Annotated in this window: 18 protein-coding genes; 10 read left to right on the forward strand and 8 right to left on the reverse strand. The window is 51.9% G+C overall.

What is annotated here, in order from left to right; genetic code table 11:
* Window positions 1-5: 5 nt before the first annotated feature.
* From rhaI to G8770_RS14640, 4 genes are all read left to right on the forward strand, one after another.
* On the forward strand, window positions 6-1,301 hold the full coding sequence (gene rhaI, locus G8770_RS14625; RefSeq protein WP_167188234.1) for an L-rhamnose catabolism isomerase: 1,296 nt from the start codon (window positions 6-8) through the stop codon (window positions 1,299-1,301).
* Between the two features lie 225 nt (window positions 1,302-1,526).
* Window positions 1,527-2,330 (forward strand): DeoR family transcriptional regulator, encoded by an 804-nt coding sequence (locus G8770_RS14630; RefSeq protein ID WP_167188237.1) that lies wholly within the window; start codon window positions 1,527-1,529, stop codon window positions 2,328-2,330.
* A 484-nt stretch (window positions 2,331-2,814) separates the two neighbouring features.
* Window positions 2,815-6,228, forward strand: a complete 3,414-nt coding sequence (locus G8770_RS14635; protein ID WP_167188240.1) for a glycosyl hydrolase — start codon at window positions 2,815-2,817, stop codon at window positions 6,226-6,228.
* Window positions 6,229-6,326: 98 nt separating this feature from the next.
* On the forward strand, window positions 6,327-6,962 hold the full coding sequence (locus G8770_RS14640) for a glutathione S-transferase family protein (RefSeq protein WP_167188243.1): 636 nt from the start codon (window positions 6,327-6,329) through the stop codon (window positions 6,960-6,962).
* A gap of 107 nt (window positions 6,963-7,069) precedes the next feature.
* On the opposite strand, the gene G8770_RS14645 is transcribed toward G8770_RS14640, so the two are convergent.
* From G8770_RS14645 to G8770_RS14680, 8 genes are all read right to left on the reverse strand, one after another.
* Window positions 7,070-7,534, reverse strand: coding sequence for a hypothetical protein (locus tag G8770_RS14645; RefSeq protein ID WP_167188246.1), 465 nt, complete (start codon window positions 7,532-7,534; stop codon window positions 7,070-7,072).
* A gap of 18 nt (window positions 7,535-7,552) precedes the next feature.
* A complete protein-coding gene (locus tag G8770_RS14650; RefSeq protein WP_167188249.1) occupies window positions 7,553-8,416 on the reverse strand; it encodes an alpha/beta hydrolase in 864 nt (287 codons plus the stop codon).
* A 217-nt stretch (window positions 8,417-8,633) separates the two neighbouring features.
* On the reverse strand, window positions 8,634-9,473 hold the full coding sequence (locus tag G8770_RS14655) for a fumarylacetoacetate hydrolase family protein (RefSeq protein ID WP_167188252.1): 840 nt from the start codon (window positions 9,471-9,473) through the stop codon (window positions 8,634-8,636).
* A 26-nt stretch (window positions 9,474-9,499) separates the two neighbouring features.
* Window positions 9,500-10,387: a VOC family protein gene (locus G8770_RS14660; RefSeq protein WP_167188254.1), complete on the reverse strand. Its 888-nt coding sequence runs from the start codon at window positions 10,385-10,387 to the stop codon at window positions 9,500-9,502.
* Complete coding sequence (locus tag G8770_RS14665; protein WP_167188257.1) at window positions 10,387-10,815, reverse strand: GlcG/HbpS family heme-binding protein; 429 nt, start codon at window positions 10,813-10,815, stop codon at window positions 10,387-10,389. The genes G8770_RS14660 and G8770_RS14665 overlap by 1 nt, the downstream gene beginning before the upstream one ends.
* Before the next feature lie 17 nt (window positions 10,816-10,832).
* On the reverse strand, window positions 10,833-12,374 hold the full coding sequence (locus G8770_RS14670; protein WP_167188260.1) for a bifunctional 3-(3-hydroxy-phenyl)propionate/3-hydroxycinnamic acid hydroxylase: 1,542 nt from the start codon (window positions 12,372-12,374) through the stop codon (window positions 10,833-10,835).
* A gap of 15 nt (window positions 12,375-12,389) precedes the next feature.
* Window positions 12,390-13,634, reverse strand: a complete 1,245-nt coding sequence (locus G8770_RS14675) for an amidohydrolase family protein (protein WP_167188265.1) — start codon at window positions 13,632-13,634, stop codon at window positions 12,390-12,392.
* A 95-nt stretch (window positions 13,635-13,729) separates the two neighbouring features.
* Window positions 13,730-14,629 (reverse strand): LysR family transcriptional regulator, encoded by a 900-nt coding sequence (locus tag G8770_RS14680; RefSeq protein WP_167188268.1) that lies wholly within the window; start codon window positions 14,627-14,629, stop codon window positions 13,730-13,732.
* Window positions 14,630-15,027: 398 nt separating this feature from the next.
* Here G8770_RS14680 and G8770_RS14685 point away from each other — a divergent pair, with 398 nt between their 5' ends.
* The 6 genes from G8770_RS14685 (at window position 15,028) to G8770_RS14710 (ending at window position 23,212) form a co-directional block, all read left to right on the forward strand.
* On the forward strand, window positions 15,028-17,337 hold the full coding sequence (locus G8770_RS14685; protein WP_167188270.1) for a TonB-dependent receptor: 2,310 nt from the start codon (window positions 15,028-15,030) through the stop codon (window positions 17,335-17,337).
* A 72-nt stretch (window positions 17,338-17,409) separates the two neighbouring features.
* Complete coding sequence (locus G8770_RS14690; protein ID WP_167188273.1) at window positions 17,410-18,336, forward strand: alpha/beta hydrolase; 927 nt, start codon at window positions 17,410-17,412, stop codon at window positions 18,334-18,336.
* A gap of 46 nt (window positions 18,337-18,382) precedes the next feature.
* Complete coding sequence (locus G8770_RS14695) at window positions 18,383-19,702, forward strand: family 1 glycosylhydrolase (protein WP_167188276.1); 1,320 nt, start codon at window positions 18,383-18,385, stop codon at window positions 19,700-19,702.
* A 7-nt stretch (window positions 19,703-19,709) separates the two neighbouring features.
* Window positions 19,710-20,873, forward strand: coding sequence for a ThuA domain-containing protein (locus tag G8770_RS14700; protein ID WP_167188279.1), 1,164 nt, complete (start codon window positions 19,710-19,712; stop codon window positions 20,871-20,873).
* 29 nt (window positions 20,874-20,902) lie between these two features.
* Window positions 20,903-21,493 (forward strand): gluconate 2-dehydrogenase subunit 3 family protein, encoded by a 591-nt coding sequence (locus G8770_RS14705; protein WP_167188282.1) that lies wholly within the window; start codon window positions 20,903-20,905, stop codon window positions 21,491-21,493.
* Between the two features lie 24 nt (window positions 21,494-21,517).
* Entirely contained in the window at window positions 21,518-23,212 is a 1,695-nt protein-coding gene (locus tag G8770_RS14710) for a GMC oxidoreductase (protein WP_167188285.1), read from the forward strand.
* The last annotated feature ends 54 nt before the right edge of the window (window positions 23,213-23,266 follow it).

A 23,266-nucleotide genomic window follows, 5' to 3' on the forward strand; every position in this document is an offset into this window, starting at 1 on the left:
ATATAATGAAAAATCAACGTATCAGCTCAGAGTTAATCAGCGAAAACAACGAAGCCGCGCTCAAGCATTTGCAGGAAGACTACGATCACCTGTCGACAGTATTGAGCCGCCAAAATATTGATATCGAAGCGGTTACCACCCAGGCGCAGGCATTTGAGATTGCCGTGCCTTCCTGGGGCGTGGGTACCGGCGGCACCCGTTTTGCCCGTTTCCCGGGCATCGGCGAGCCGAGAAATGTGTTTGAAAAACTGGAAGATTGTGCGGTCATCAATCAGTTGTCGCAGTGTACCGGCAGTGTCTCGCCGCATTTTCCCTGGGACAAAGTGGACGATTTCACAGAGTTGAAAGCCTTTTCCGACAGCTATGGTCTGCAGTGGGACTCCATCAATTCCAACACCTTTCAGGATCAGGCCGATCAAGCCCTGTCGTACAAGTACGGCAGTCTCACCAACACCGATGCCGCGACGCGTGAGCAGGCCATTGCCCACAATCTGGAATGCATCGAATGGGGCAAACAACTCGGCTCCAACCGCCTGACAGTGTGGGTAGGTGACGGCTCCAACCATCCTGGCCAGCAGCATTTTCAGCACTCTTTCGAGCGTTACCTGGACAGCATGAAAACCATCTACAGTGCGATTCCTGACGATTGGGAGCTGCACATTGAGCACAAGATGTTTGAGCCGGCGTTCTACTCCACCGTGGTGCAGGACTGGGGCAGCAACATTCTCGCAGCCATGGAGCTGGGTGACAAAGCCAAATCCCTGGTAGATCTGGGGCATCATGCGCCTAATGTGAACATTGAAATGATTGTTTCCCGCTTGATTCAGTTCAAAAAGCTGGGTGGATTTCATTTTAACGACAGTAAATACGGGGACGACGATCTGGACAGTGGTTCGATCCACCCCTACCAGCAGTTCCTGATTTTCAATGAACTGGTGGATGCCGAGGCTCGCGGGCAGGAGGGCTTTAACCCTTCCTACATGCTCGATCAGTCACACAATGTCACTGACCCGATTGAAAGCCTGATCAACTCCGCCATTGAAGTGCAGCGCTCTTATATCAAGGCGTTGATTGTTGACCGGGCCGCCTTGAGCGATTGCCAGGAGCGCAACGATGCCCTCATGGCCAGCAACACGCTAAAGCAGGCGTTTAATCTGGACGTATCTCCTATCCTGGCCATGGCGCGTTATCGTCAGGGTGGGGCGATCAACCCGCTGCAGACCTACCGTCAGTCCCAGTATCGGGCGCAGGTGGCCGAAGTCCGTCCGTCCGTGGCCGGATCCGGTTCAGGCATTGTCTAAGCCTGGGGCAACCGCTTATTGATTACCGGCGGCAGCCGTAAACACGCTAGCTGGCCCATGCCCGTATTGTTCTTGTCTCTGCATCTGGCAGATTTGTGCGCCGTTTTACGGCGCTTTTTTTATTCTTTCAGTTTCGATCAATTTCAATCATAATAGGCTTGTCATGATCGTAACAGATCACCAAAGAATAAAACCGGATATGAACTGGACATTAGAGAGGCGAAGGTGCTCGAGAAAGAAAGGCAACAATTGATTTTGGACATGTTAACTGAGCAAAACTTTGCCAGTGTGCGCACGCTGTCGGATCAGTTAAACAGCTCCGAAGCCACCATTCGCCGGGATTTAGCCAAGTTGGAAGACGTTGGCCGCTTGAAGCGGATTCGCGGTGGCGCCCAGGTGTTGGAAATGGAGAAACAAACCCGAAGACCATCACTGCAAGGCACCGCTTTTTTGGCGGCGAAAGAGAAACAGGCCTCAGTGAAACGCAGGATTGCGGAAAAGGCCGTCGAATTATGTGTGGACGGCGAGTCGATCATTGTCAATGGGGGTTCCTCTACCTACATGATGGGTGAATTTTTAGCACAGCGTCGAGTCAGTGTGTTGACCAATTCATACTACCTTGCCCGGGACCTGATCGATAACAGCGATATTCAGGTCACCCTGCCAGGTGGAGAGGTTTACCGCAAGCAGGGCATCATTCTCAGTGCCTTTGATAACGACACCATTCAGAACTACCACGGCAGCAAAATGTTCATGGGCACACCGGGCATCGGTGATTATGGTGTGATGGAGTCGGACCCTTTACTGATTCGGGCTGAGCAAAAGCTCATGAAACAAGCCGATCAATTAATCATTCTGGCGGACAGCTCCAAAATTGGTGTTCGCAGTAATTTTATTTTTGAACCTCTGGAAAACGTCGACATTCTGATTACCGATACTCATGCCGAAGATCGTTATATTCAACTGTTTGAGCAGCACGGGATTAACGTCATTATGGTCGAACGTGAAAACAGCCTCGACAAACACTAATTGACTGACAATACCATCGTTAAAAATTTACTGGGATAACGTATTAGCTATATGCCCAGAAAATAATAAAAATGAGAAAAACAAACTTAATACGATTCGCAAGACTACTTTAACTGTGCCAACACGGCTCGCATCAAAGCAGCATCAACGTCTGATTGGATGTTGGTGAGGTTGGGCACTTTTTAAAAACATCGTCTAAGAAAAAACCATAGGGTCAGGTTATAGAGTAAGAAAAATATACTATTTTAATTACCCTTCCCCGACCTATAGCATGACACTTATTTTGGCAGGACTTGACTGTCCTCAGTTCAGCGACGAACAATTTTATATTTGGACACTGTCGTGACAGTGCTGCCAGAAAGGACAACAGACTCAGAGTAAGTTATTGCATAGTGATCCGGCTGCATCAACCAAACGGCGATTTAGCGTTCACTGAAAAAACTTAATTGTGCGACCATTAATAAATACAAGGTTGAAATTATTTATGTCAAACAGTAAAAAAATAACATTTCCCTTCCAACTGTCCAGGTTGGCAAAAAGCATGGCTTTGGCTTCGGTTTCAAGCGTTTTGCTGGTGACCATGGGGTGTGTCAACGCTGAGTCACAGTCGAATAACGAATTACAAAGTGGTTTTACGACCCCGCCCAATGCTTCCAAACCGCTGGTTTGGTGGCACTGGATGAATGGCAATGTCACAAAAACAGGTATCAAACAGGATTTGCAGTGGATGGATGCCGTTGGTATTGGCGGCGTCCAGAATTTTGACGCTCAACTGAACACCCCGCAGATCGTTGATCAACGAATCGAGTATATGACGCCCGCCTGGCAGGAATTATTCAACTTTGCCCTGGACGAAGCCAGTAAGTACAACTTTGAGTTTGGTATTGCCGCTTCACCGGGCTGGAGTGAAACAGGGGGGCCGTGGGTCGAGCCACAAGACGGTATGAAAAAACTGGTCTGGAACGAACTTACCGTTGCGGCCGGTAGCACCTCGTCGATTGTCCTGCCTCCTGCAACCAATACCACAGGACCCTTCCAGGACATGCCATTGCAGCCTGAAGCTTTCGGCGGAGCTCCGAAAGCCCAGGAAGATCACCCTCATTACTATGAGGACATCGCCGTCATTGCCTACCCGATAGTTGAGTCTGATACCATCGACATCGCCAGTGTCTATTCCGCCACGGGCGAGAAAGTGGATGCCCGTCAGTTGTTTGACAACAGCTACAGCGATTCACTTACCTTAACCGCCGAAGGTGAGAGCCCTTACTGGTTGCAGTTTAACTTTGCCGAAGCTAAAACCGTGCGCGCTGTGTCGGTTTCCATGCCGCCGGTCTCAATGTTCATGCCGTCGCAACTGCAACCGGTTTTACAGGCCAGTGAAGACGGTAAAAGCTTTCACACAGTGACAAGCTTTGAACTCAGTTCCAGCCCCCAATACACCTTGTCGTTTCCTGAAGTAAAAGCAAAAGCCTTCCGGTTGGTGTTTGAGAAAGCCGAGAACACCGGTTTTGAACTGCCGTCGTCGGCGGCACCGGGCGCTGTGGATCCTTTCGCAGGCTTGGCCGATATGTTTTCTTCGCAGGCGATGAAGGTAGTGGTGACCGAAATCAAGTTTCACTCCGAGCCCCGGGTGCATCGAGCTGAAGAAAAGGCCGGCTTCGCGCTCAACGAAGACTATTACGCACTGCGTCAGTCCAATGACATTGCGGGTGTCGAACCGACTAACATTATTGACCTGACCGACAAGCTGGCCAGCGATGGTACCTTGAATTGGCAACCGCCACAGGGCAGCTGGCGGATTATCCGTCTGGGTTATTCTCTGACCGGCAAAGAAAATCACCCCGCCACGCCGGAAGCCACAGGGCTGGAGGTGGATAAGTTTGATGCCGATGCAGTCAGACGTTACATCAATACCTATCTGGATAAATACCTGGCTGCCGTGGGCGCGGATAAAATGGGGGCTGAGGGGATTCAGGCGGTACTCAATGACAGTATCGAAGTGGGGCCGTCTAACTGGACCTCGGCCATGGCGGTCGAATTTGAAAAACGTCGGGGCTACGCTCTCGCCCCCTGGCTGCCGGCACTGACCGGTGTGGTGGTTGACAATAGCAAGGCCACCGATGCCTTTCTTTACGACTACCGCAAAACCCTGTCCGAGCTGATGGCCGAAAATCATTATGCGGTGATTACCGAGGAACTGCACAAACGCGGTTTGAAACATTATTCCGAAGCCCTTGAAAATGGTCGGCCAACCCTGGGCGATGGCATCGCCATGCGCAAACATGCGGACATTCCCATGGCGGCCATGTGGTCCTTCGACACGGAAAATAATGTCGGTCCCAAACCCCAGTACTGGTCAGACATTCGTGAGGCCGCCTCGGTGGCGCACATTTACGGACAAAATCTGGTGGCTGCCGAATCATTAACGTCTGCCCAGTCTCCCTGGGCGTTTGCGCCGAAAGATTTGCAACCGATGATGGATATGGAATTCGCCCTGGGCGTGAACCGTCCCATTATCCATACTTCCGTGCATCAACCCCTTACTGAGAAAGCGCCAGGCTTGAGCTTGTTTGTCTTTGGGCAGTACTTCAATCGGTTAGAAACCTGGGCGCCCTACGCGAAACTGTGGGTGACTTATATCGCACGCAATTCCTATATGCTGCGCCAGGGACAGTTCGCTGCCGATGTCGCCTATTTTTACGGTGAAGAAGCTCCGTTAACGGCCTTATACAACGATAAACCGCCTGCGGACGTCCCTACTGAAAATGGTTTCGACTACATCAATGCCGATGTCATTTTGAACGAATTAAAAAATGATGGGAAAGAATTGGTGACATCAGGCGGGGCCCGTTACAAGGTCATTTACCTCGGAGGCAGCTCCAGCTACATGACGCTTGCGGTATTGAAAAGGCTGCAACAGCTGGTTGAAAATGGTGCGCAAGTGATTGGTCAAAAACCTCTGGGCTCCCCCGCCCTGGCGGATGACCCGGCTGAATTCCAGGCCCTGGCTAACCGTTTATGGAATGGTAAGACTGGCAAGGGCAAGGTTATCGATACTGATAATATCCAGATGGGTCTGGACCAGCTGAATATTGCTGCGGACTATTCCTACACCAAACCGGCTGCGGACACTACGGTGATGTTTGTGCATCGACAACTGAGCGAGGGCGATATCTATTTTTACACGAATCGCAAGAATCGTCAGGAACCACTGGAGCTGAGTTTTCGGGTTACTGGTAAACGGCCCATGCGCTGGGACGCCAACACCGGCCTGAGTACGCCAGTAAGTTACCGCGTAGAAGGTGAGCGCACCATCATTCCAAGAACCCTAACCCCCTATGAGTCGGGTTACATTGTGTTTCTGGACGATACTTCCGAACTTACGGCTGATATTGCTCAACCCCGTGCCGAGACCCTGATGACGGTTGATGGCAGTTGGAAAACCACCTTTCAAGCGGATCGGGGTGTTTCCGCCGGTACGTTTATGCTAACGGAAGGCAACTGGGCAGAGAATTCGAACGAGGGGATAAAATACTTCTCGGGAACCGCTCAATACCAAAAATCGCTGGAGGTGAAAGCAGACTGGTTGCAGCAGGATGGGGAGATTGTTCTGGATCTGGGGAGCGTTGGTGACCTGGCGGAGGTGATCGTCAACGGCCAATCTGCCGGAATTGCCTGGAAGGCGCCCTATACAGTGAATGTTAAAACGTTATTGAAAAGCGGCAACAACCAGATTGAGGTTAAGGTTACCAACCTGTGGGTTAATCGCCTGATTGGTGATCAGCAGGAAGGTGTAAAAGACAAAATTACGTATACGAGTATACCGACCTATCACGCAGATGCACCGTTACGAACTTCGGGCTTGATTGGTCCGGTGAAATTGCTGCAAGTGAAGTAGAATATCTCTCTTTTTAATAAGGCACTGTTAGTGCCTTACTTTTTCACACATTTAAAACTGTATATTTTTAATATCTGAAGAGATGGTAGAAAGCTAACATGAGTAACATTGAATTATACGGATCGCCGGGTAGTTGTTCTAAAGTCGCGATGATTCTGTTGGAACAGGCAGGAGCTGACTACACCCTGCATACGGTGCATTTAGGTTCCGGTGCCCACAAAACCAAAGAGTACAAAAGCCTAAACCCCAAAGGCAAAGTGCCGGCTCTGGTGGTGGACGGCATTACCTTGACAGAAAATCCGGTAATCATCAGTTACATTGTGAGCCAGTTTCCCAAGGCAAACTTGATGCCTGCCGTGAAGACTGAGCTTGAAAAACTGCAGCAATGGTCAGACCTGTGCTTTTGCTCATCGAATCTTCACCCGGTAGTGACGCGCATTGCCAAACCGGAGTTCTTTGCAGACCAGGCGTGCCTGGATTCGGTGAAACAAAAAGGCATCGAAGCCATGGATGCGGGTTTTTCCCTGATCGAAGACCGGTTGGGAGAAAATGACTGGTGGTATGGAAACACCTGGAGTGCAATGGATGTCTATATTTACTGGGTTTATACCCGTGTGCAGCGCTGTGATTTTGATTTTAGCCGCTACCCTCAGTATGTGAATCTCGCCCAACGTATGGAAGAAATTCCTGCGGTACAACGGGCAATTGTTAAAGAAGAGAGTATGTTGGGTTGATCGTAGTATAGAAAAAATCCCGTGTGTGGTTGAAATTATCCACACACGGGCTTTTTTGTGTTTAACCTGTAACTTGAATTAAGCTTGGGGTATTACCTAAACAGCGGTCATTCCTGAAGTGTTGCCATTAATGCCAGTGGTGTCACGGCAATAGCGACCAGCGCACTGTAAATGGTTTTCAGGATAACGGTCGCTGTTAAGGATATCGGCCCATTCAGGAAAAAGGACAATACCAAGGTCGCTATACTGCTGCCGATAAACATCGCGCAAAAGGCCAGGGTCAATGCACGAACGATGACGTTTTTAGGCAGTTTGATAGTGCGTGTTTCCAGCGGCTCAATTTTATTGGCTTGCAAGTTTTTACGGGTTATCAGGCTGGGCATTAAAACTCCCATAAAGGCAATCATAAAAGACTGAGGCAGGAAGTCGATCCCCAAGCCTTTCGTGCCCCACAAGCTAATCGCGTCCTGCTGTCCAAACACCAACCAGACAAAAAAGACGCCGATAGCACAGGAAATGATGACACTGATTAAGGTATGTTGAACAAGGTATTGAATTTGAGTTGGAGTCATGGTGAAGGAGTTTTCCGGTTATAGACAGACGTCATGGACGAAAGCAAGAATTTCGTCCGCAAGGCGCGTATCAGACGTGCCCAGATGCATCGCCATGGAGTAATGGTTATGACCAGTCAGCAAGTTCGCGCGAGGCAGTGCCTGATGGCGCTCCAATCGCTCCTGTAACAGTCCGGTAAATTCGGCCTGAAAACGGGGCGGATCGAACTCGGCACAACAGACAAACAGCGGTAGCGTTGTAGCGCTGATCACATCACGGGGTTTACGTTCCTCGTAGTCCGACTGATCACCGTAATACAGGGTATCCCGCTCATCGAGTGGGGTATAACCGTAAAGTCCTGACAGTAATACCAGGCCGCGGACATCACCCGTATTGGGGTGCAGTTTTAAATAGGTGCTGAGATGCACCGCACCGGCTGAAGTGCCCACCAGTACTAACTTGTCTGCATCACCGCCGTAATTCGAAATGTTGTGTTTCAACCAGCTAACCGCTGAGGCCACATCTTCACCGCCGGCTGGCCACGTGTATTCCGGTGCCAGTCGGTAGTTGATCACCACACCAATCACGCCGTTGGCCGCGCACAACCGGCCCACATTACTGTTGTGCCAATGTTGATCAGAGCCTTTGTCGCCCTTTAAAAAACCGCCGCCATGCACGAATAACACGACTGGTAGAAGTTTATCGTCACTATCCTTTGGAGTATAAATATCCAGGGTATGCCGCTCGTGATCACCGTAGGCAATGTTGCTTGCGTGAGCGGGGGTGCTGCGCACCAATGCCTGCTGTTCGTTGTCGAACAGTTGCTGCAGGGTTTCAATCACGCTGGGGCCCAGTGTTGATCCCAAAGCGACAATGTCACGCCGAAGTTCCGGGGATTGCATATGACTGACTCGCTGTTGTTATAGTAATGTTGAAGAAAGAATATTGTAAAAACTGTCGCTGATCAGCGTGGTTAAAGAGAGCAGTTAAAAATGCCACTAAACATAACACCTAAAGATAGTGGCTGAAAGCTGGAATGAGCCACCGGGCAGACAGATATTAACGGAGAGAAACTATCTGGCCCGCCCTGTGGCCTATCCAAAACGTTTGCGAGCGGCCTTAAGCGGGCTCGTCTTCGATAATGTTCGTCAGGGTACCGACCGGGCCGATGTCCACTTCAATTTTATCGCCTGGCTTCATCCACACGGGTGGGGTGCGTTTCGCACCGACACCACCGGGAGTGCCACTGACAATGACATCACCAGGTTGTAACGGCGTGAAGGCCGAGATATACGCAATGATCTGGGCAACCGGAAAGATCATATCCTTGATCGGTTGTTGCTGCATGATTTCACCGTTCAGGCGAGTGGTGACATTCACCTCGCTCAGGTCTCCCGCTTCATCCGGGGTGATCATGTAAGGGCCGAAAGGTCCGGTCGTCGGAAAGTTTTTTCCTGGCGTAAACTGACGAGTGTGCCATTGCCAGTCGCGTACAGAGGCATCGTTAAAACAGGCATAGCCAGCAACATGATCCAAGGCGTCTTGCTGGGAAATTGCACGTCCACCCTGACCGATGATGACGGCCAGTTCACCTTCATAATCCAGGTCAGTGGAAACTTTAGGGCGCAGTATGGGCTGCCCGTCGGCAATCAGCGTGTCGGCAAAACGGGTAAAAATAGACGGGTTATCGACTTTATCGCGTCCAGTTTCCTGGCGATGGCTTTCGTAATTGTGGCCCACGCAGAAGATTTTGGCAGGATTGGGAATCACGGGTAACAAGGTGACATCGCTCAGTGAGTAGCTGTCGCCATCCGATAATTCTCTCAGCGTCTTTGAGGCAATAGCCGATTTGAGATCAGTCGGAGCATTGTCGCCAGCAGACAGGTCATAGACCGTAGCATCCTCTAAACGCCCAAAAGCGGCTTGCCCATCGGGGCGTACAAAACTTACGTATTTCATGATCAGTAAATCCTTAAAAAATTTGATTAAGACAGCGGCTGGGCTTCCCAGTCGCGATAAAATGTAAACTGTTCTTCCGCTTCACGCAGTCCGTCAAAATCTTTGTCTGACATGCCCCATTGATCAATACGGTTTTCAGGCCAGGTCCAATCCTCGGGAGCACCTACCTGATAATCATCGGGGACTTTGTTGACGGCGGTGGAGAATTCAACGACGGCGCCAAAGGGCGCTATAAAATAGGCGTAAACATTGTCACCAGGGCCGTGTCGGCCCGGTCCCCAAGCCGGAACCATACTGTGATCGCGCAGGCGACCAATGCCTCTCATCACCGCATCAAGGTCCTCCATCTCAAAGGCAATGTGGTTGAGTGAGCAAAACCCTGCGCGTGCAAACGCGGTGCTGTGGTGGGATTCATTACAGCGCACGAACACCATGCCTTTGGTGCGGTCTGAAACTTTGAAGTTGAGAACTTCTTCCACCAGGTTACCGGTCACTTCCGCATCTTCGGCATTAAACACAACATGGGTTAATTTAACCGGCAGGTCTTTGCCTTCAATCGGTTCGACTTCTTCGGTGCCAACTAAAAATCGCAAGATTTGGCCTTCCGACAGTTCCACCAAAATCCCTTCGCCGCCACCCAGGTCAGTCGATGTCACCGGGCAGGCCGCCAATCCTTTTGCCGTGATGTTTTCCTTGATGGGCGCCAGCTCGTCTTCGCTGCAGACAAAGGTGACGCTGCGCACATAAGACTTGTCACCTTGTTCCAGGGCGACCAGGTAGGGAAAGCTGCCGGAACCTCGCAGGTAGTAGGTGTTTTTCTGAGTTTCGGCGAGAGCCGCGCCCCAGATATCGGTGAGGAAACTTGCGGCTTGCTGCGCGTGTGGCAGGACCAATTCAATACTGCGTAATTTCATTATTCTACTCCGTGGTTCAGGTCAGCGGCGGTAATACCGGCCAGGGCACAGGCTTCATCCATATCAGCGGTGTCACCACTGATACCAACCGCGCCTAAGATCCGGCCCTCTGTATCTTTAATCAGAACACCACCGGCGGACAATGCCAGGTTAAGTCCATCGATGGTGGTCAGGCTGCCAAAGAAAACCGGGTTGTTACTGGCACGCTGGGCAATGATGCGGGTGTTCATGCCCATACCGACTGCGCCACTGGCCTTGGCCTTGGCAATGTCATAGCGGTAGAGACTGGTGTGGTCTTCACGCTGGAAAGCCACCGGATGGCCTCCGGCGTCCAACACCATGACCGCCATGGGATTGGCATTGTGTTTTCTGGCAGCGGCCAGCGCACCGTCAATGATTTTATTGGCCTGATCCAGGGTCAATATCATGAGAACCTCTTTAAAAACTAATTCAGTTGAAGTGCCAGCGTAGTAATTAACGTCGCGACGTCAGTGTCAGCCGTTCCATAGACATAAAAGTCAGGGCGAATGAATACCGCCTGGGCTTGTTTGTTGGCAAGCCATGACAAAATTTCACCTTTGTCTTCGAGCGTTGAAGCATCAACGACAGTGACGTCGAGCAGCGGTAATGTGTCATTGATGACCTGTTGCGCTTCGACCAACATATTGTGATTTGCAACAAACAGGCGCCATTGCCCTTTCACCTGATCATCCAGTAACGATTGGCCTTCTGACGTGGCCACAAAAGGCTGGATAAAGCGTTCACCAGCGGCGGCTGTCCCGGCGGCGACAATGCCACAACTCACGGGAGGAATCAGGTCGGCTGCCGATTGTGGCATCGTCTGTTTTTTGGCTTTTTCACGAATTTCTGTATCACGTGCGGCCGCGGCGTCTTTATCCAGTACACAGATGTAGCGGCCTGCGTCTACCGCGGCTGAAATGACCGCTCGTACATGAGGGTCACGCTCGGGCTGGTAAGTATCCAGCAGTGCCTCACTGGCGGCGCCCTGGCAGATACTGCTCATCTTCCAGGCGAGGTTGGCGACGTCACGTAAGCCATGGCACATACCCTGTCCGAAAAAGGGCGGGGTTTGGTGTGCAGCATCGCCAGCCAGAAAGACATTGCCGTCTTTCCACTGCTCTGCAATCAAACCGTGGAAGCGGTAGGTGGCCGCCCGCACGATGTCATGGGTGACCCCTTCCAGCCAGGGGCCGATTAACTTGGCCACATTTTCGGGCTTCATCATTTCCTGATCGTCTTCACCCGGCAGCAGCATCAACTCCCAGCGGCGGTGATTACCACGGCCTGGAACAACGGTGGCGGGGCGGTTAGGGTCACACATCATCACCGACAGTTGTTGCAGGTTGGCCTCAGCGGGCACACCGGTTAAGGCCGGGAAGGTCACCTCACCGTCCACTTCGACGTCAACCACCAACCAGGGCTCTTCAAACTGCAGGTCATCCAGGTTAATACCCAGAGATTTACGTACTTTACTGCTGGCCCCATCGCAAGCAATGACCCAACGTGCGGTTTCTTCATAGTCGCCGGATGGACCTGAAAGTGTCAGGGTAACCTGATTGTCAGCTTGCGTCAGAGACAAGAATTCCGTTCCCAATCTCAGATCCACATTGGCGTAAGCCGACAACCCATCGCGCAAATGGTCTTCCAGTTCTGGCTGATAAAAGAAATAATCGTTGGACCAGCCAAACGGACGCGGTTTGCCGACGGTGCCCATATAGCGGATCACACCGTGATCTGCGCCGATGTGTAAATGACCTTCAGTATCGCGCATGTCATCTTTCACCCGATCAATCACATTGGCAGATTGAAACAGGCGCATCATCTCGTGGTCCAAGTGCACGGCCCTCGGCAAGGGGTAGGGGTTGGCTTCTTTTTCCAATACCAGCACCTTGAGTCCGTTTTTACCCAGTAAATTTGCCGCCAGCGCACCCACCGGCCCGCAACCAATAATTGCTACATCAAACATGTGCTGTGCCTCGAATCAGTGGTGGTTTGCGTTGACTAAACCAGCGGAGGCTTTATAGAGATCACCGCCTTTCATAATCATCTTCAGGTTATTTTTATCCTGAAGAATGCGCACATCCCGAGTAGGGTCACCATCAACCAATAGCAGGTCAGCCAGGTAGTTTGTTTTGATTAAGCCCAATTCGTCACTCATGCCCATTAATTGGCCACCGAGTTCGGTGGCCGCGTGCAGAACTTCTTCCGGTGTGTATCCGAAGTGACGTACCCAAAGCTCCAGATCCCAGGCGTTGCGGCCATTGGGATTAAAAGGGAAACCATAGTCGCCGCCGGGCAACAGTCGTAGACCCCGCGCGCGCAGCTTGGGGACCAACGCCTTTTGAGCTTCCAGGACCAGCGCAGCGTCCTCTTTCATGTGGGACATATCCATGTGCGGCGGTGGATTGGCATCCAGCGTGGCCTGGACAATACCAATGGTCGGAGCAATAAAAATATCGTCTTTGCGGGAAGCCAATAAGTCGATGGCTTCATCGTCGGCGTAGGTGCAGTGGTACAGAATACGGAATCCGCTTTTGACACCGATTTTTACGGCTTCAGCGGCGTGGGCGTGGCCCGTCAACCAGACATCGGACTCGCGTGCCTGTTCGCCGGCGGCCATTAATTCTTCATCGCTGTAGAGCAGTTCATGGGAGGCACCGGGTTTCAGGGCGCTTTCCCCTGAAATCAGAAATTTCACCGCCTTTGCGCCCATCTCTGCACATTCTTTTACAAACGCTTTCATACCTTCTGGGCCGTGCTGATGGTCTTCAACCTTGCCCGGATCCAGCTCACTGTCGTTGGGGGGTTCACGCTCGACCGACGAGGGGATCAGCCGCGGGCCGGGCATACCGCCGGAGACAATGTGTTCATTGAGGGAAATTTCGAGCTTTTTGCTCAAGGCACCGGCTGAATACGCGCTGGTAAAGCCGTGGTCCAGAAGAATACGGGCATTGCGAGCGGCTGTGAGTGCCAACTCTTCGGGTGGCAGGTACATGCCGGGCACAAATTTTTCCACGGAGGTTGGCCAGGTCAGGTGGGCGTGTGCTTCGCAAAGTCCTGGCATCAGGGTCATGCCCTGGGCATCAATCACCTGGTCATCGGATTGTGGGGTAATGGGCAGCTCTGAAACCTCGGTAATCCGTTCGCCACTGATGCAGACCGAGCCAGCAAATGAAGCTGCCCCAGTGCCGTCAAAGATCCTGGCGTTGTTGATTATTGTGCGCATTGAAAGTTCTCTCTATTGCGATGAATTATGCCTCTATTCTGACCGCAAGAACCATTAGATCAAATATTATATTTTCTACTATGTATAGTTTTAAGCTATATATTGGATTGCTCTTTGGCGTGCTCAAGAAAGGTCTTGATCAGTTGATTGAGTTCACGCTCTTTCAGCCACAGAAACCCTACTTGCCGCTGAAAGGTCACTTCTCGGATGCGCACTTCCCGTAGCGTGCCGGCCTGCAGTTCTGGCATCACCACTTCACGCGGTAAGATGGTGATGTAATCCGTTTGACGGACGATGGCTTTGGTGGTCAACAGGGAATCCGAGCGGATGACATTGTGGGGAATGGGGGCCTGAGCACTGATGAATAAAGCATCCACCTGACGTCTGAAGCCTCCAATGGCGTCGGGCAAGACCCATTTGGAGTGCTCGACATCCGCCAGTGACAGCTCATTGGGCAGTTGGTCGTTCATTTTACCCACGATGATGGAAAAGGAATCGCTGAAGATCGGCATTTCCTTCATGTCGTTCGGACTTTCTTTCATGCCGGTGGTGACGACCGCCAGGTCAATCTCGTAGTTGCGCAACATCTTGTGCAGCTCGGGTTCAGGGCGCTCCAGCAGCCGTATTTCCAGGGTGGGAAAGTTGTTGGTAAAGGAACTCAGTACCTTGGGCACCAGGCTGGCCAGAGCCCCCGGGGTACCCCCTACCACCAGTGGCCCGGCGATGTCCTGGCCCAACAATTGAATTTCCCGGTAAGCGGTATCCATCAGGTTCTCGATGGCCATGGCCCGACGCTGCAGGGCTTCTCCGGCCGGTGTGAGCTCAATGCCTTTGCGAAAACGTTCAAACAGCTTGGTGCCTAAAGCCCGCTCAAGCTGGCTGATGGCAACGGATACAGAGGGTTGTGACAGGTGCTCGGCATGAGCGGCACCACTGATGGTGCCTTCACGGCAGACGGCCAAGAAAAGCCTCAGGCCTCTGGGATCGATGCGCATGCGGATCTCCTGCTTGTAATAGTGTTTTATAAGTATAGGCAGGAGCTATGCTAACAGAAAAAAATATTATTTTAAATTTATGCATCAGGTTGATAACGTGGGCGCCAGAAATTGTTAAACAACCCACATAATAACAACCAGTAATTCGACAACGGATACTGACAGGAGAGAGAGATGACCCATCACTCCATTTCATGCGATACCCAATTTGCGCCTGCGCGCGTTATTGTCTGTTGTTTGGCTTCGACCATCACCAGGACAACCCTTTAATCACATCCTTCTTCAGGATGGCTCAGTGATAACAACGGTGCGGCTCAGGCAGCGCTATCGTTGCGTAAATTTTTCAGACAATAAAAATGCGTCCCTTGAGGGCGTAAGCAAACTCAAAGGTAGATCTTATGAAAATGAAAAAGCTTGCTCTAATCATTGCTGGTGTTGCCGGCACTCAAATGTCCCCGTTAATGAGTGTAGCCAATGCCCAGGATAGTGCGTCCAGTGCCTATTCGTTGGAAGAGGTGGTGGTGACGGCAACTCGTCGTGCCGAGCGTTTACAGGATGTGCCCTTGGCCGTAAACGCGGTATCAGGCGATCAGCTTAAGAAAACTGCATTTAAAGATATTACGGACATCGCTTACACTTTCAGCGGTGTGCAGTACGGGGAATCGCCCAATGATGATGGTTTCCGGGTGCGGGGTATTGGCACCATGGGTGGATTTAGCAGTGCTTCAGAAGCACCTGTGGGTGTGGTTGTTGATAACGTGGTTGTCGGCTTTGGCAATCCCATGGCCAGTCTCGGTGATATCGAACGTGTCGAAGTCCTCAAGGGCCCCCAGGGCACACAATTTGGTAAGAACGCCTCTTCCGGTGTGGTGAACGTCACCACCAAGCGACCAAACACCGATGCCCTTGCCGGCAGTTTGTACGCTTCCTACGCATCACTGAACGAGCACGATATCAACGGTTTGGTGAATGTCCCTCTGAGCGACACTGTAGCCATGAGCGTCTATGCTTTCAGCCGTGAACACGATGGCTTCATTGATAATGTGGTTCGTGATGAAGAGTGGGGCGGTCGTGAAAACTACGGTACGCGGGTCAAACTGGCGGCCGAACCCACGGATACGCTCAGCCTTTATCTGATAGCCGATTATTCGAAAGAAAAAGTCACCGGCCCGGGCCAGACCTGGACATTGAATAAGCTGACCGATGCGCAAACGGCCCCGTTCGGTCAGTTTGGGTCGCCTTTTGTCGACTTGAGCGGCATTGATGTGGGCAGTGATAACGACAAATCCATTGAAGATGGTGAAGGTGGTGCCGAAACGGAGAACTACGGCCTGTCGTTCCAGGCGGATATGGATCTGGGTGAATACACACTGTCTTCGATTACCGCCTGGCGTGAATACAACGAAGGTGAGTTTCAATACTCCATCGATGGTGCCCCCTACAGTAAATTCAAGGCTCGCGAGACCGGCCAAATCAAAAGACTCTACTCTCAAGAGTTGCGCTTAACGTCGCCGTCCGGAAATGCGTTTGAATATGTCGCGGGTGTGTACCTGAGTCGACAACAGACCGGACTCGGCAATAAGGCATCTGCGACCCTGGCGCCCGCACAGCCATACAGTGGCGCACCGATTATATCCATCACCAATGGCAACAGCGCCACCACCACCACCAGTGACAGTGCCGCGTTATTTATCGACGGTAAGTTTCACCTCAGCGACAATGTCAGCCTGCTGGGTGGTTTGCGTTTAACCCGGGATGACGTGGAAGCTGAAACCTACACCACCGTGGACAATGGTTTTGCCACCGACGTGATGGTGCCTTACAGCCCGCGCCCCTATCAGCAGGCGGAGACCACGGAGACCGATATATCTGGTCGCTTTGGCTTTGAATATCAAGCCGCTGAAGACGTGCTGGTGTACGCCACTTACGCACGAGGCTACCTGGGTCCAACCATTACCTTTTCCGGCCAGACCGGTGCGCAATCCAACGTCGCACCACAAACTGTGGACGATATTACCATCGGTGTGAAAAGTCAGTTTTTGGATCGCCGCCTGACCCTGAACGGCAATATCTTTTACGACGAATTTACCGATCTGCAGACTTCGGTGTTTGATGGCTTTGAGTTTATCACCCAAAACGCTGGCGGTGCGGAGACCAAGGGTATCGAGTTGGAGGCGACGTTTATGGCAACGCCGCACCTGACCTTAAACGCGTCATACACCTATTCAGATGCTGAATTTACCGATTATGTCACTGATTGCCCGAAATCGATTGTGGCGGCCGGCAATGAAGTAACGCAGTGTGCAGCGCCCGGTTCAACCGCCAGCACTCACCTGTATCAAGCGGATGGGGAATCTCTGCCCGGTGCTCCCAAGCACTCGGCGGTGCTGGGTTTTGTGTACGATAACGAGCTGACCAACAGTCTGCTGATCGACCTCGCCGGTAACGCGTCCTACCGCAGCGAGACACAGAACAGCGTCGGTGATGAAAACACCATTCAGGAAGGCTACACCATCGTCAACTTGTCAGCGGGTATCAGCAGCACTGAAGACACCTGGCGGGTGGGGCTGTTTGTCCGCAACCTGTTTGATAAAGATTACAACTCCGCCATTATCGGCTTGCCCTTTGCCGATGCCGGCGCTTACGTCAACTGGCGTGTCCGCAATGCGGAGCGCACTGTGGGAGCTGAAGTCAGCTACAACTTCTGATTGCTCTCCCTTATGGCCCGCATATCTGCGGGCCTTTTTTATGCAGCGTTGAATAATCGCTAAGGATCGCACATGAGTTACCGTCATATTTTGGTCATAGGATTTAGTGTCTTGCTGTCGGTCTCGACTCAAGCACAGCCCAGATTTGAACTCCACAGCATAGATCGCCCCGCCCAACCGGATGCCATTCCTCTTTATCCAGATGCAGACATTCCATCCAGTGAAGATCGTGAACAATGGGGTAATCTGATCGGCCAGATCAATCCTCAGGTTCGGGTGGAAGCCCGCATCGTCCGTAACGTGACAGTGCCGACCATCACGCCGGTGTTGCCCGACCCGGCAACAGCTACGGGCACGGCGGTCGTCGTGGCCCCTGGTGGTGCGTTTCAGTCGCTGTCCATGGACCATGAAGGTTTTGCCATCGCCCAACGTTTGGCCGAACAAGGCGTCACGGCATTTGTGTTGAAGTACCGTTTAAACGTTACGCCGCGTGATGATCACAAATATATGCAGCATATCGGTAAAATCATGTCCGATATTCCCCAGGGCCAGGAAAAGACCCACGTATTCGAGCCCAAAGCGCCACAGGATGCCCTGCAGGCGATTAAGTTGATTCGCCAAAACGCCAGTCAGTGGAACATTGATCCTGAGAAGGTCGGTATCATCGGCTTTTCCGCCGGGGCCATGACCGCCATGCATGCCGTGCTGGACGGACAGAGTGATACCTGGCCGGCGTTTGTGGGTTACATTTATGGTCCAATGCTCAGTGTAGAGGTACCCGCGAAGGCCCCTCCATTATTTGCCGCACTGGCACTGGATGACTTACTGTTTGGTCATCAGGGCTTTGGTCTTGTCAACGCCTGGCAGCAAGCAAAGCGTCCGGTGGAGTTGCACGCCTATGAACGAGGCGATCACGGTTTTGGCGCCGGTATGCCGGGCACCACCACCACCGGTGTGATCGATCAATTCGTGGCATGGCTCAAGATGCATCAATTCTGAGTCACATAGCCGAATCAGTTGAACCGAAAAATGGGGTAAACCACAAATGAAACGTCGAGACTTTTTAGTCGCCGGTGCTGCCTTAACCGGTGCGAGTGCCATGAATGCCGTAGGCATGGTTTCTAAAACCGAAGCGAAATTTCCCAAGGGCTTTTTATGGGGAACTGCCACGTCGGGTCATCAAACCGAGGGTAATAATACCGCCAGTGACCTTTGGTTTCTGGAAAATGTTAAGCCTACGGTATTTGCCGAGCCTTCCGGTGATGCCTGTAACAGTTTTGCACTGTGGGAAACCGATTTACAACTGGTTAAAGATATGGGGCTCAACAGTTATCGTTTCTCGCTGGAATGGGCGCGTATTGAACCGGAGCCCGGTTTGTTTTCCATTGCCATGCTGGATTATTACAAGCAGCGGATTCAGCGCTGTAAGGCGATGGGAATTATCCCGCAGGTCACCTTCTGCCATTTTGTTGCCCCCCGCTGGTTTTCCGAGCAGGCGGGTTGGTTGAATCCTGCGGCACCGGAACTGTTTGCCCGCTATGTGAAGCGTGCAGCGGAACATTTGAGCGAGGACATTGGTTATGCCATCACCCTCAATGAACCAAATCTGACGGCGTTGTTAAACTGGGATGGCGGATTACCCAAATTTGTCCTCGACAAACAGAGAGCGACTCTCAAGGCCGCCGCCGAAAAAGCCGGTGTGAAAACGTTCACCAGCGCCAATGTGATGAATTATGAAGATTACCCTCTGGCTCAGGAACACATGCTGAAGGGGCATCGGTTGGCGTTTAACGCCATTAAAGCGGTGCGTTCCGATTTGCCGGTAGGTGTGAGCCTGGCCATCAATGATGATCAAGTGGTGGGTAATGACAGCCGTCATCGGGACAAGAAACGTGAAACCCTTTATGGTCCGTGGTTGGAGACTGCAAAACAGGATGACTTTCTCGGTGTTCAGAACTATGAGCGCTCGCGTATTGACGCTAACGGAGAGCTGCCGCCACCCAAGGATGCGGTGATGGGGTTAATGGGTAAAGAGGTTTATCCGGCATCCTTGGCCAATGCGGTGGAGTACGCCCATTCTGTCTGTCAAAAGCCGGTACTGGTAACCGAACATGGGGTCTCCGCGGACGACGATGAAATTCGAAGCTGGCTGATCCCGCAAGCGTTAAAAGCTCTGCAAGAGAAAGTCGCCGCAGGCGTTCCTGTTTTGGGCTATACCCACTGGACCTTGCTGGATAATTTCGAATGGGTATTCGGCTACGGCCCTAAGTTTGGTTTGCACAGCGTGGATCGACAAACGTTTAAGCGCACACCCAAACAAAGTGCCCAGGTACTGGGTAACATTGCGCGTCGCAATGCGGTGTAAGGTGGCTATGTTGAAGCTAACAATTCGTGCTGCATTGATCGCAAGTCTGTGTATTACCGGTTTGGTATCTGCGGGAACACAGGCTTCGATAAATTGCCCTCTGGCTAATCAGCCGTTTTCGCTGGACATGCCCCTGAGTGATGCATTCAGGAATGAAACGGCAAAGCAGCTGATTCACCAGTACGCGCCTAATCTCGGACACGGTTTGACGGCCAGCTTTGGGGGAGGGGACCTGCCTGAATCTTTTGCCAATATTATGTCGCCGCGCTTGTTGTTGAGTTTTGAGGGTATATCACTGGAGCCCAAACAGTTGGCCGCCCTTGAACGTCAGCTGCAAGAGATTCCCGTGACGCAAGTGGATCGTACTCAACGCTGTCAACGTTATGATAACGACCGGCCCACGTTGCCGGAAGATCTCAGTGGCACTGCCGTGCTTGTGTTTCAAAAGATTACCGGTTTTCGCGATGAACCTTCGGTGCAGGCGGCAGCCACCGCCTTGCGTACACTGGCCAAAAGGCATGGCTGGAAAATCGTGTTCAGCGAGCAGGGGGGTGTGTTTAATCCGCAAGATCTGGCGCGTTTCGATACCTTGATCTGGAATAACGTCAGTGGTGATGCGCTGACACTGGAACAGCGTCAGGCTTTTAAAGATTACCTCAGTCATGGTGGTGGCTTTGTCGGCATTCACGGTTCCGGGGGCGACCCGGTGTATTTTTGGGACTGGTACGCCGATGATGTGATCGGTGCGCGCTTTATCGGCCACCCCGCGGATCCTCAATTTCAGATGGCTACCGTCAAGGTAGAAAATCACCACCCGGTATTGTCTGCGGGATTGCCTGATAACTGGTCTATGAACGAAGAGTGGTATTCGTTTAGAGCCTCACAGAAAAAGACCGAAACCTCGGTTGTCGCCGATAAATATGTCGTCGCCAGCCTCGACGAATCCACCTATTCCCCCAAAGGGTTCGGCGGACAGGACTTAAGTATGGGTGATCATCCCATTGCCTGGGCTCAGTGTCTGGCAAAAGGGCGAGTGTTTTATACCGCGATTGGTCACCTTGCGGAAAATTACACCGAGCCTAACAGCGCCCGCTTACTGGAAAACGGCATTCTTTGGTCTCTCAATCAGGATCAGACCTCCTGCCAGCAAAGCCTGCAGATCGATCAATAGTATCGGCCCAAACAACAGCGAGACTCACCATGAACAGTACTGACCGCCACAACCGCCGGTTACTGCTTAAACGAACGGCTATGGCACTGGGTGTGGTGGCGTTAAGCCCAGGGGTGTTGGCCGCCGCCACGACAGAATTACCTACTGGCCCGGTAGACACTGTCTTTACGTCCGATCAGGCCGAACTGATTCAGGTGCTGGCGGAGTTGATCATCCCCACCACCGCAACGCCTGGTGCCATAGGTGCAGGTGTGCCGGAGTTTATCGGCCGACTGGTGGCGACAACCTTTAACGACGTTCATCAACAAACGTTTCTGGACGGGTTAACGGCCATGAATCAAGCCACACTCAAAAAATTCAAAACGAACTTAGTGGCTGCTGACGACCGGCAGCGAAGCCATATCATGGATTGGCTTGAAGACAGTACGTTTGCCCAAAGCAGCGAAAGTCCAGAATTTCAAGCTTACAAAGAACTGAAAGAGTTAACGGTATTTGGCTATTACACGTCCGAAATTGGCGCCACCCAGGAGCTGCAATACGCCCCCGTACCGGGTGCTTATCGGGGCAACTTACCGCTCAAAGAGGTCGGTAAAACCTGGGCCACGGCCAATTTATTTTAACCTGTCAGTAACGGGACTTAATGTATGTCAGATGCAGTTTTCGATGTCATTGTGGTCGGCTCGGGTATCTCCGGCGGCTGGGCAGCAAAAGAATTTTGTGAAAAAGGTTTAAAGACTCTGGTCATTGAGCGGGGGCGAAATTACAAACATCGCGAGGATTATAAAAACGACTTCGCGCGTCCCTGGGATCTACCCGGGCGCGGGTATTTGAACGAGGATGTGATTGCCAACGATTACCCGATTCAAGTGAAGTCCCGGGTGCTGGATGAATACAACCACGAACGCTTCGTCAATGATCGTGAACAACCCTATATCCAGCAGCAACCGTTCGACTGGATCCGAGGCAATCAAACCGGCGGTCGTTCATTACTGTGGGGACGCCAAACCTACCGCATGTCTGACTTCAACTTTGAAGAGAATCAGCGCGACGGATTTGGCACGGATTGGCCCATCCGCTACGCCGACCTCGAATCCTGGTACGATTATGTGGAAGAATTTGTTGGCGTCAGCGGCAACCGCGACGGCATTCCTCATTTACCGGATGGCAACTTTTTGCCACCCATGGAAATGAACTGCCTGGAACAGCAGGTATCGGCCAAAATCAGCGAAACCTTTCCGGGACGCAAAATGATTATTGGTCGGGCCGCGCACTTGACCCAGCCGAAAAAAATACACGAGGAATTGGGCCGCGGCAAATGCATGTACCGCAACCAATGCGCTCGGGGCTGCTCGTTTGGGGCCTATTTTAGCAGTCAAAGTGCTACATTGCCGGCGGCTGAACGCACCGGCAACCTGACCTTGTTGAACGATGCGGTTGTTCAACGGTTGGTGTTTGATAAGCAGCAGGGAAGAGTGTCTGGTGTTGAGATTGTGGATCGGGTGACCCTGGAAAAACGCACGTATAAAGCCAAAGTCGTTTTTATGTGCGCCTCCACCCTCGGTACAACGCAGATTCTGCTCAACTCCACCTCAGACACCTTCCCCGATGGTCTGGGGAATAGCAGTGGCACATTGGGTCACTATTTGATGGATCACAATATTGGTGGTGGGGCAATGGGCATCTTTCACGGACTGAAAGACCGTTATTATTCGGGCCGTCGTCCCAGTGGCATTTATGTGCCGCGGTTTCAAAACCTGGATGGTGACAAACGCTCCTATTTACGGGGCTTTGGGTATCAGGGCGGTGCTTCTCGTGATGATTGGAAGGCACAAGCCAATGACGCCGGTTATGGCGCCGAACTGAAGCAGAAGTTGCAGTCACCCGGTGCCTGGAAAATGGTGTTGATGGGATTTGGAGAAATGCTGCCCCGCTATGAGAACGCAGTGTCGCTCGATAAACAGCAAACAGACCGCTGGGGCATGCCGCTGTTAAAAGTCAATACCAGTTGGGGCGACAACGAACACCAGATGACCGAGGATATGATTACGTCAGCCGTGGAAATGCTGTCCGCCAGCGGCCTGGACAATATCGTGCCGATCAAAACCGGTAACACCCCTGGCACGGGCATTCATGAGATGGGGACTGCGCGCATGGGCCGGGACCCTAAAACCTCGGTGCTGAACGCCCACAATCAGATGCACGATGTCCCCAATGTATTTGTCACGGATGGTTCGGCCATGGCGTCCGGTGGGTGTCAGAATCCGTCATTAACCTATATGGCGCTGACGGCAAGAGCGGTAGATTATGCCGTTAAAGAGATGAAAACCAGCCGAATTTGATCATTTGCTGTTGCTCTGTCACGAGTTTGTGACAGAGCGACGCCAGACTGCAGA

Origin of the sequence: Pseudomaricurvus hydrocarbonicus (assembly GCF_011602365.1) — a bacterium.
In the GTDB taxonomy this organism is placed as follows: Bacteria; Pseudomonadota; Gammaproteobacteria; order Pseudomonadales; family Cellvibrionaceae; genus Pseudomaricurvus; species Pseudomaricurvus hydrocarbonicus.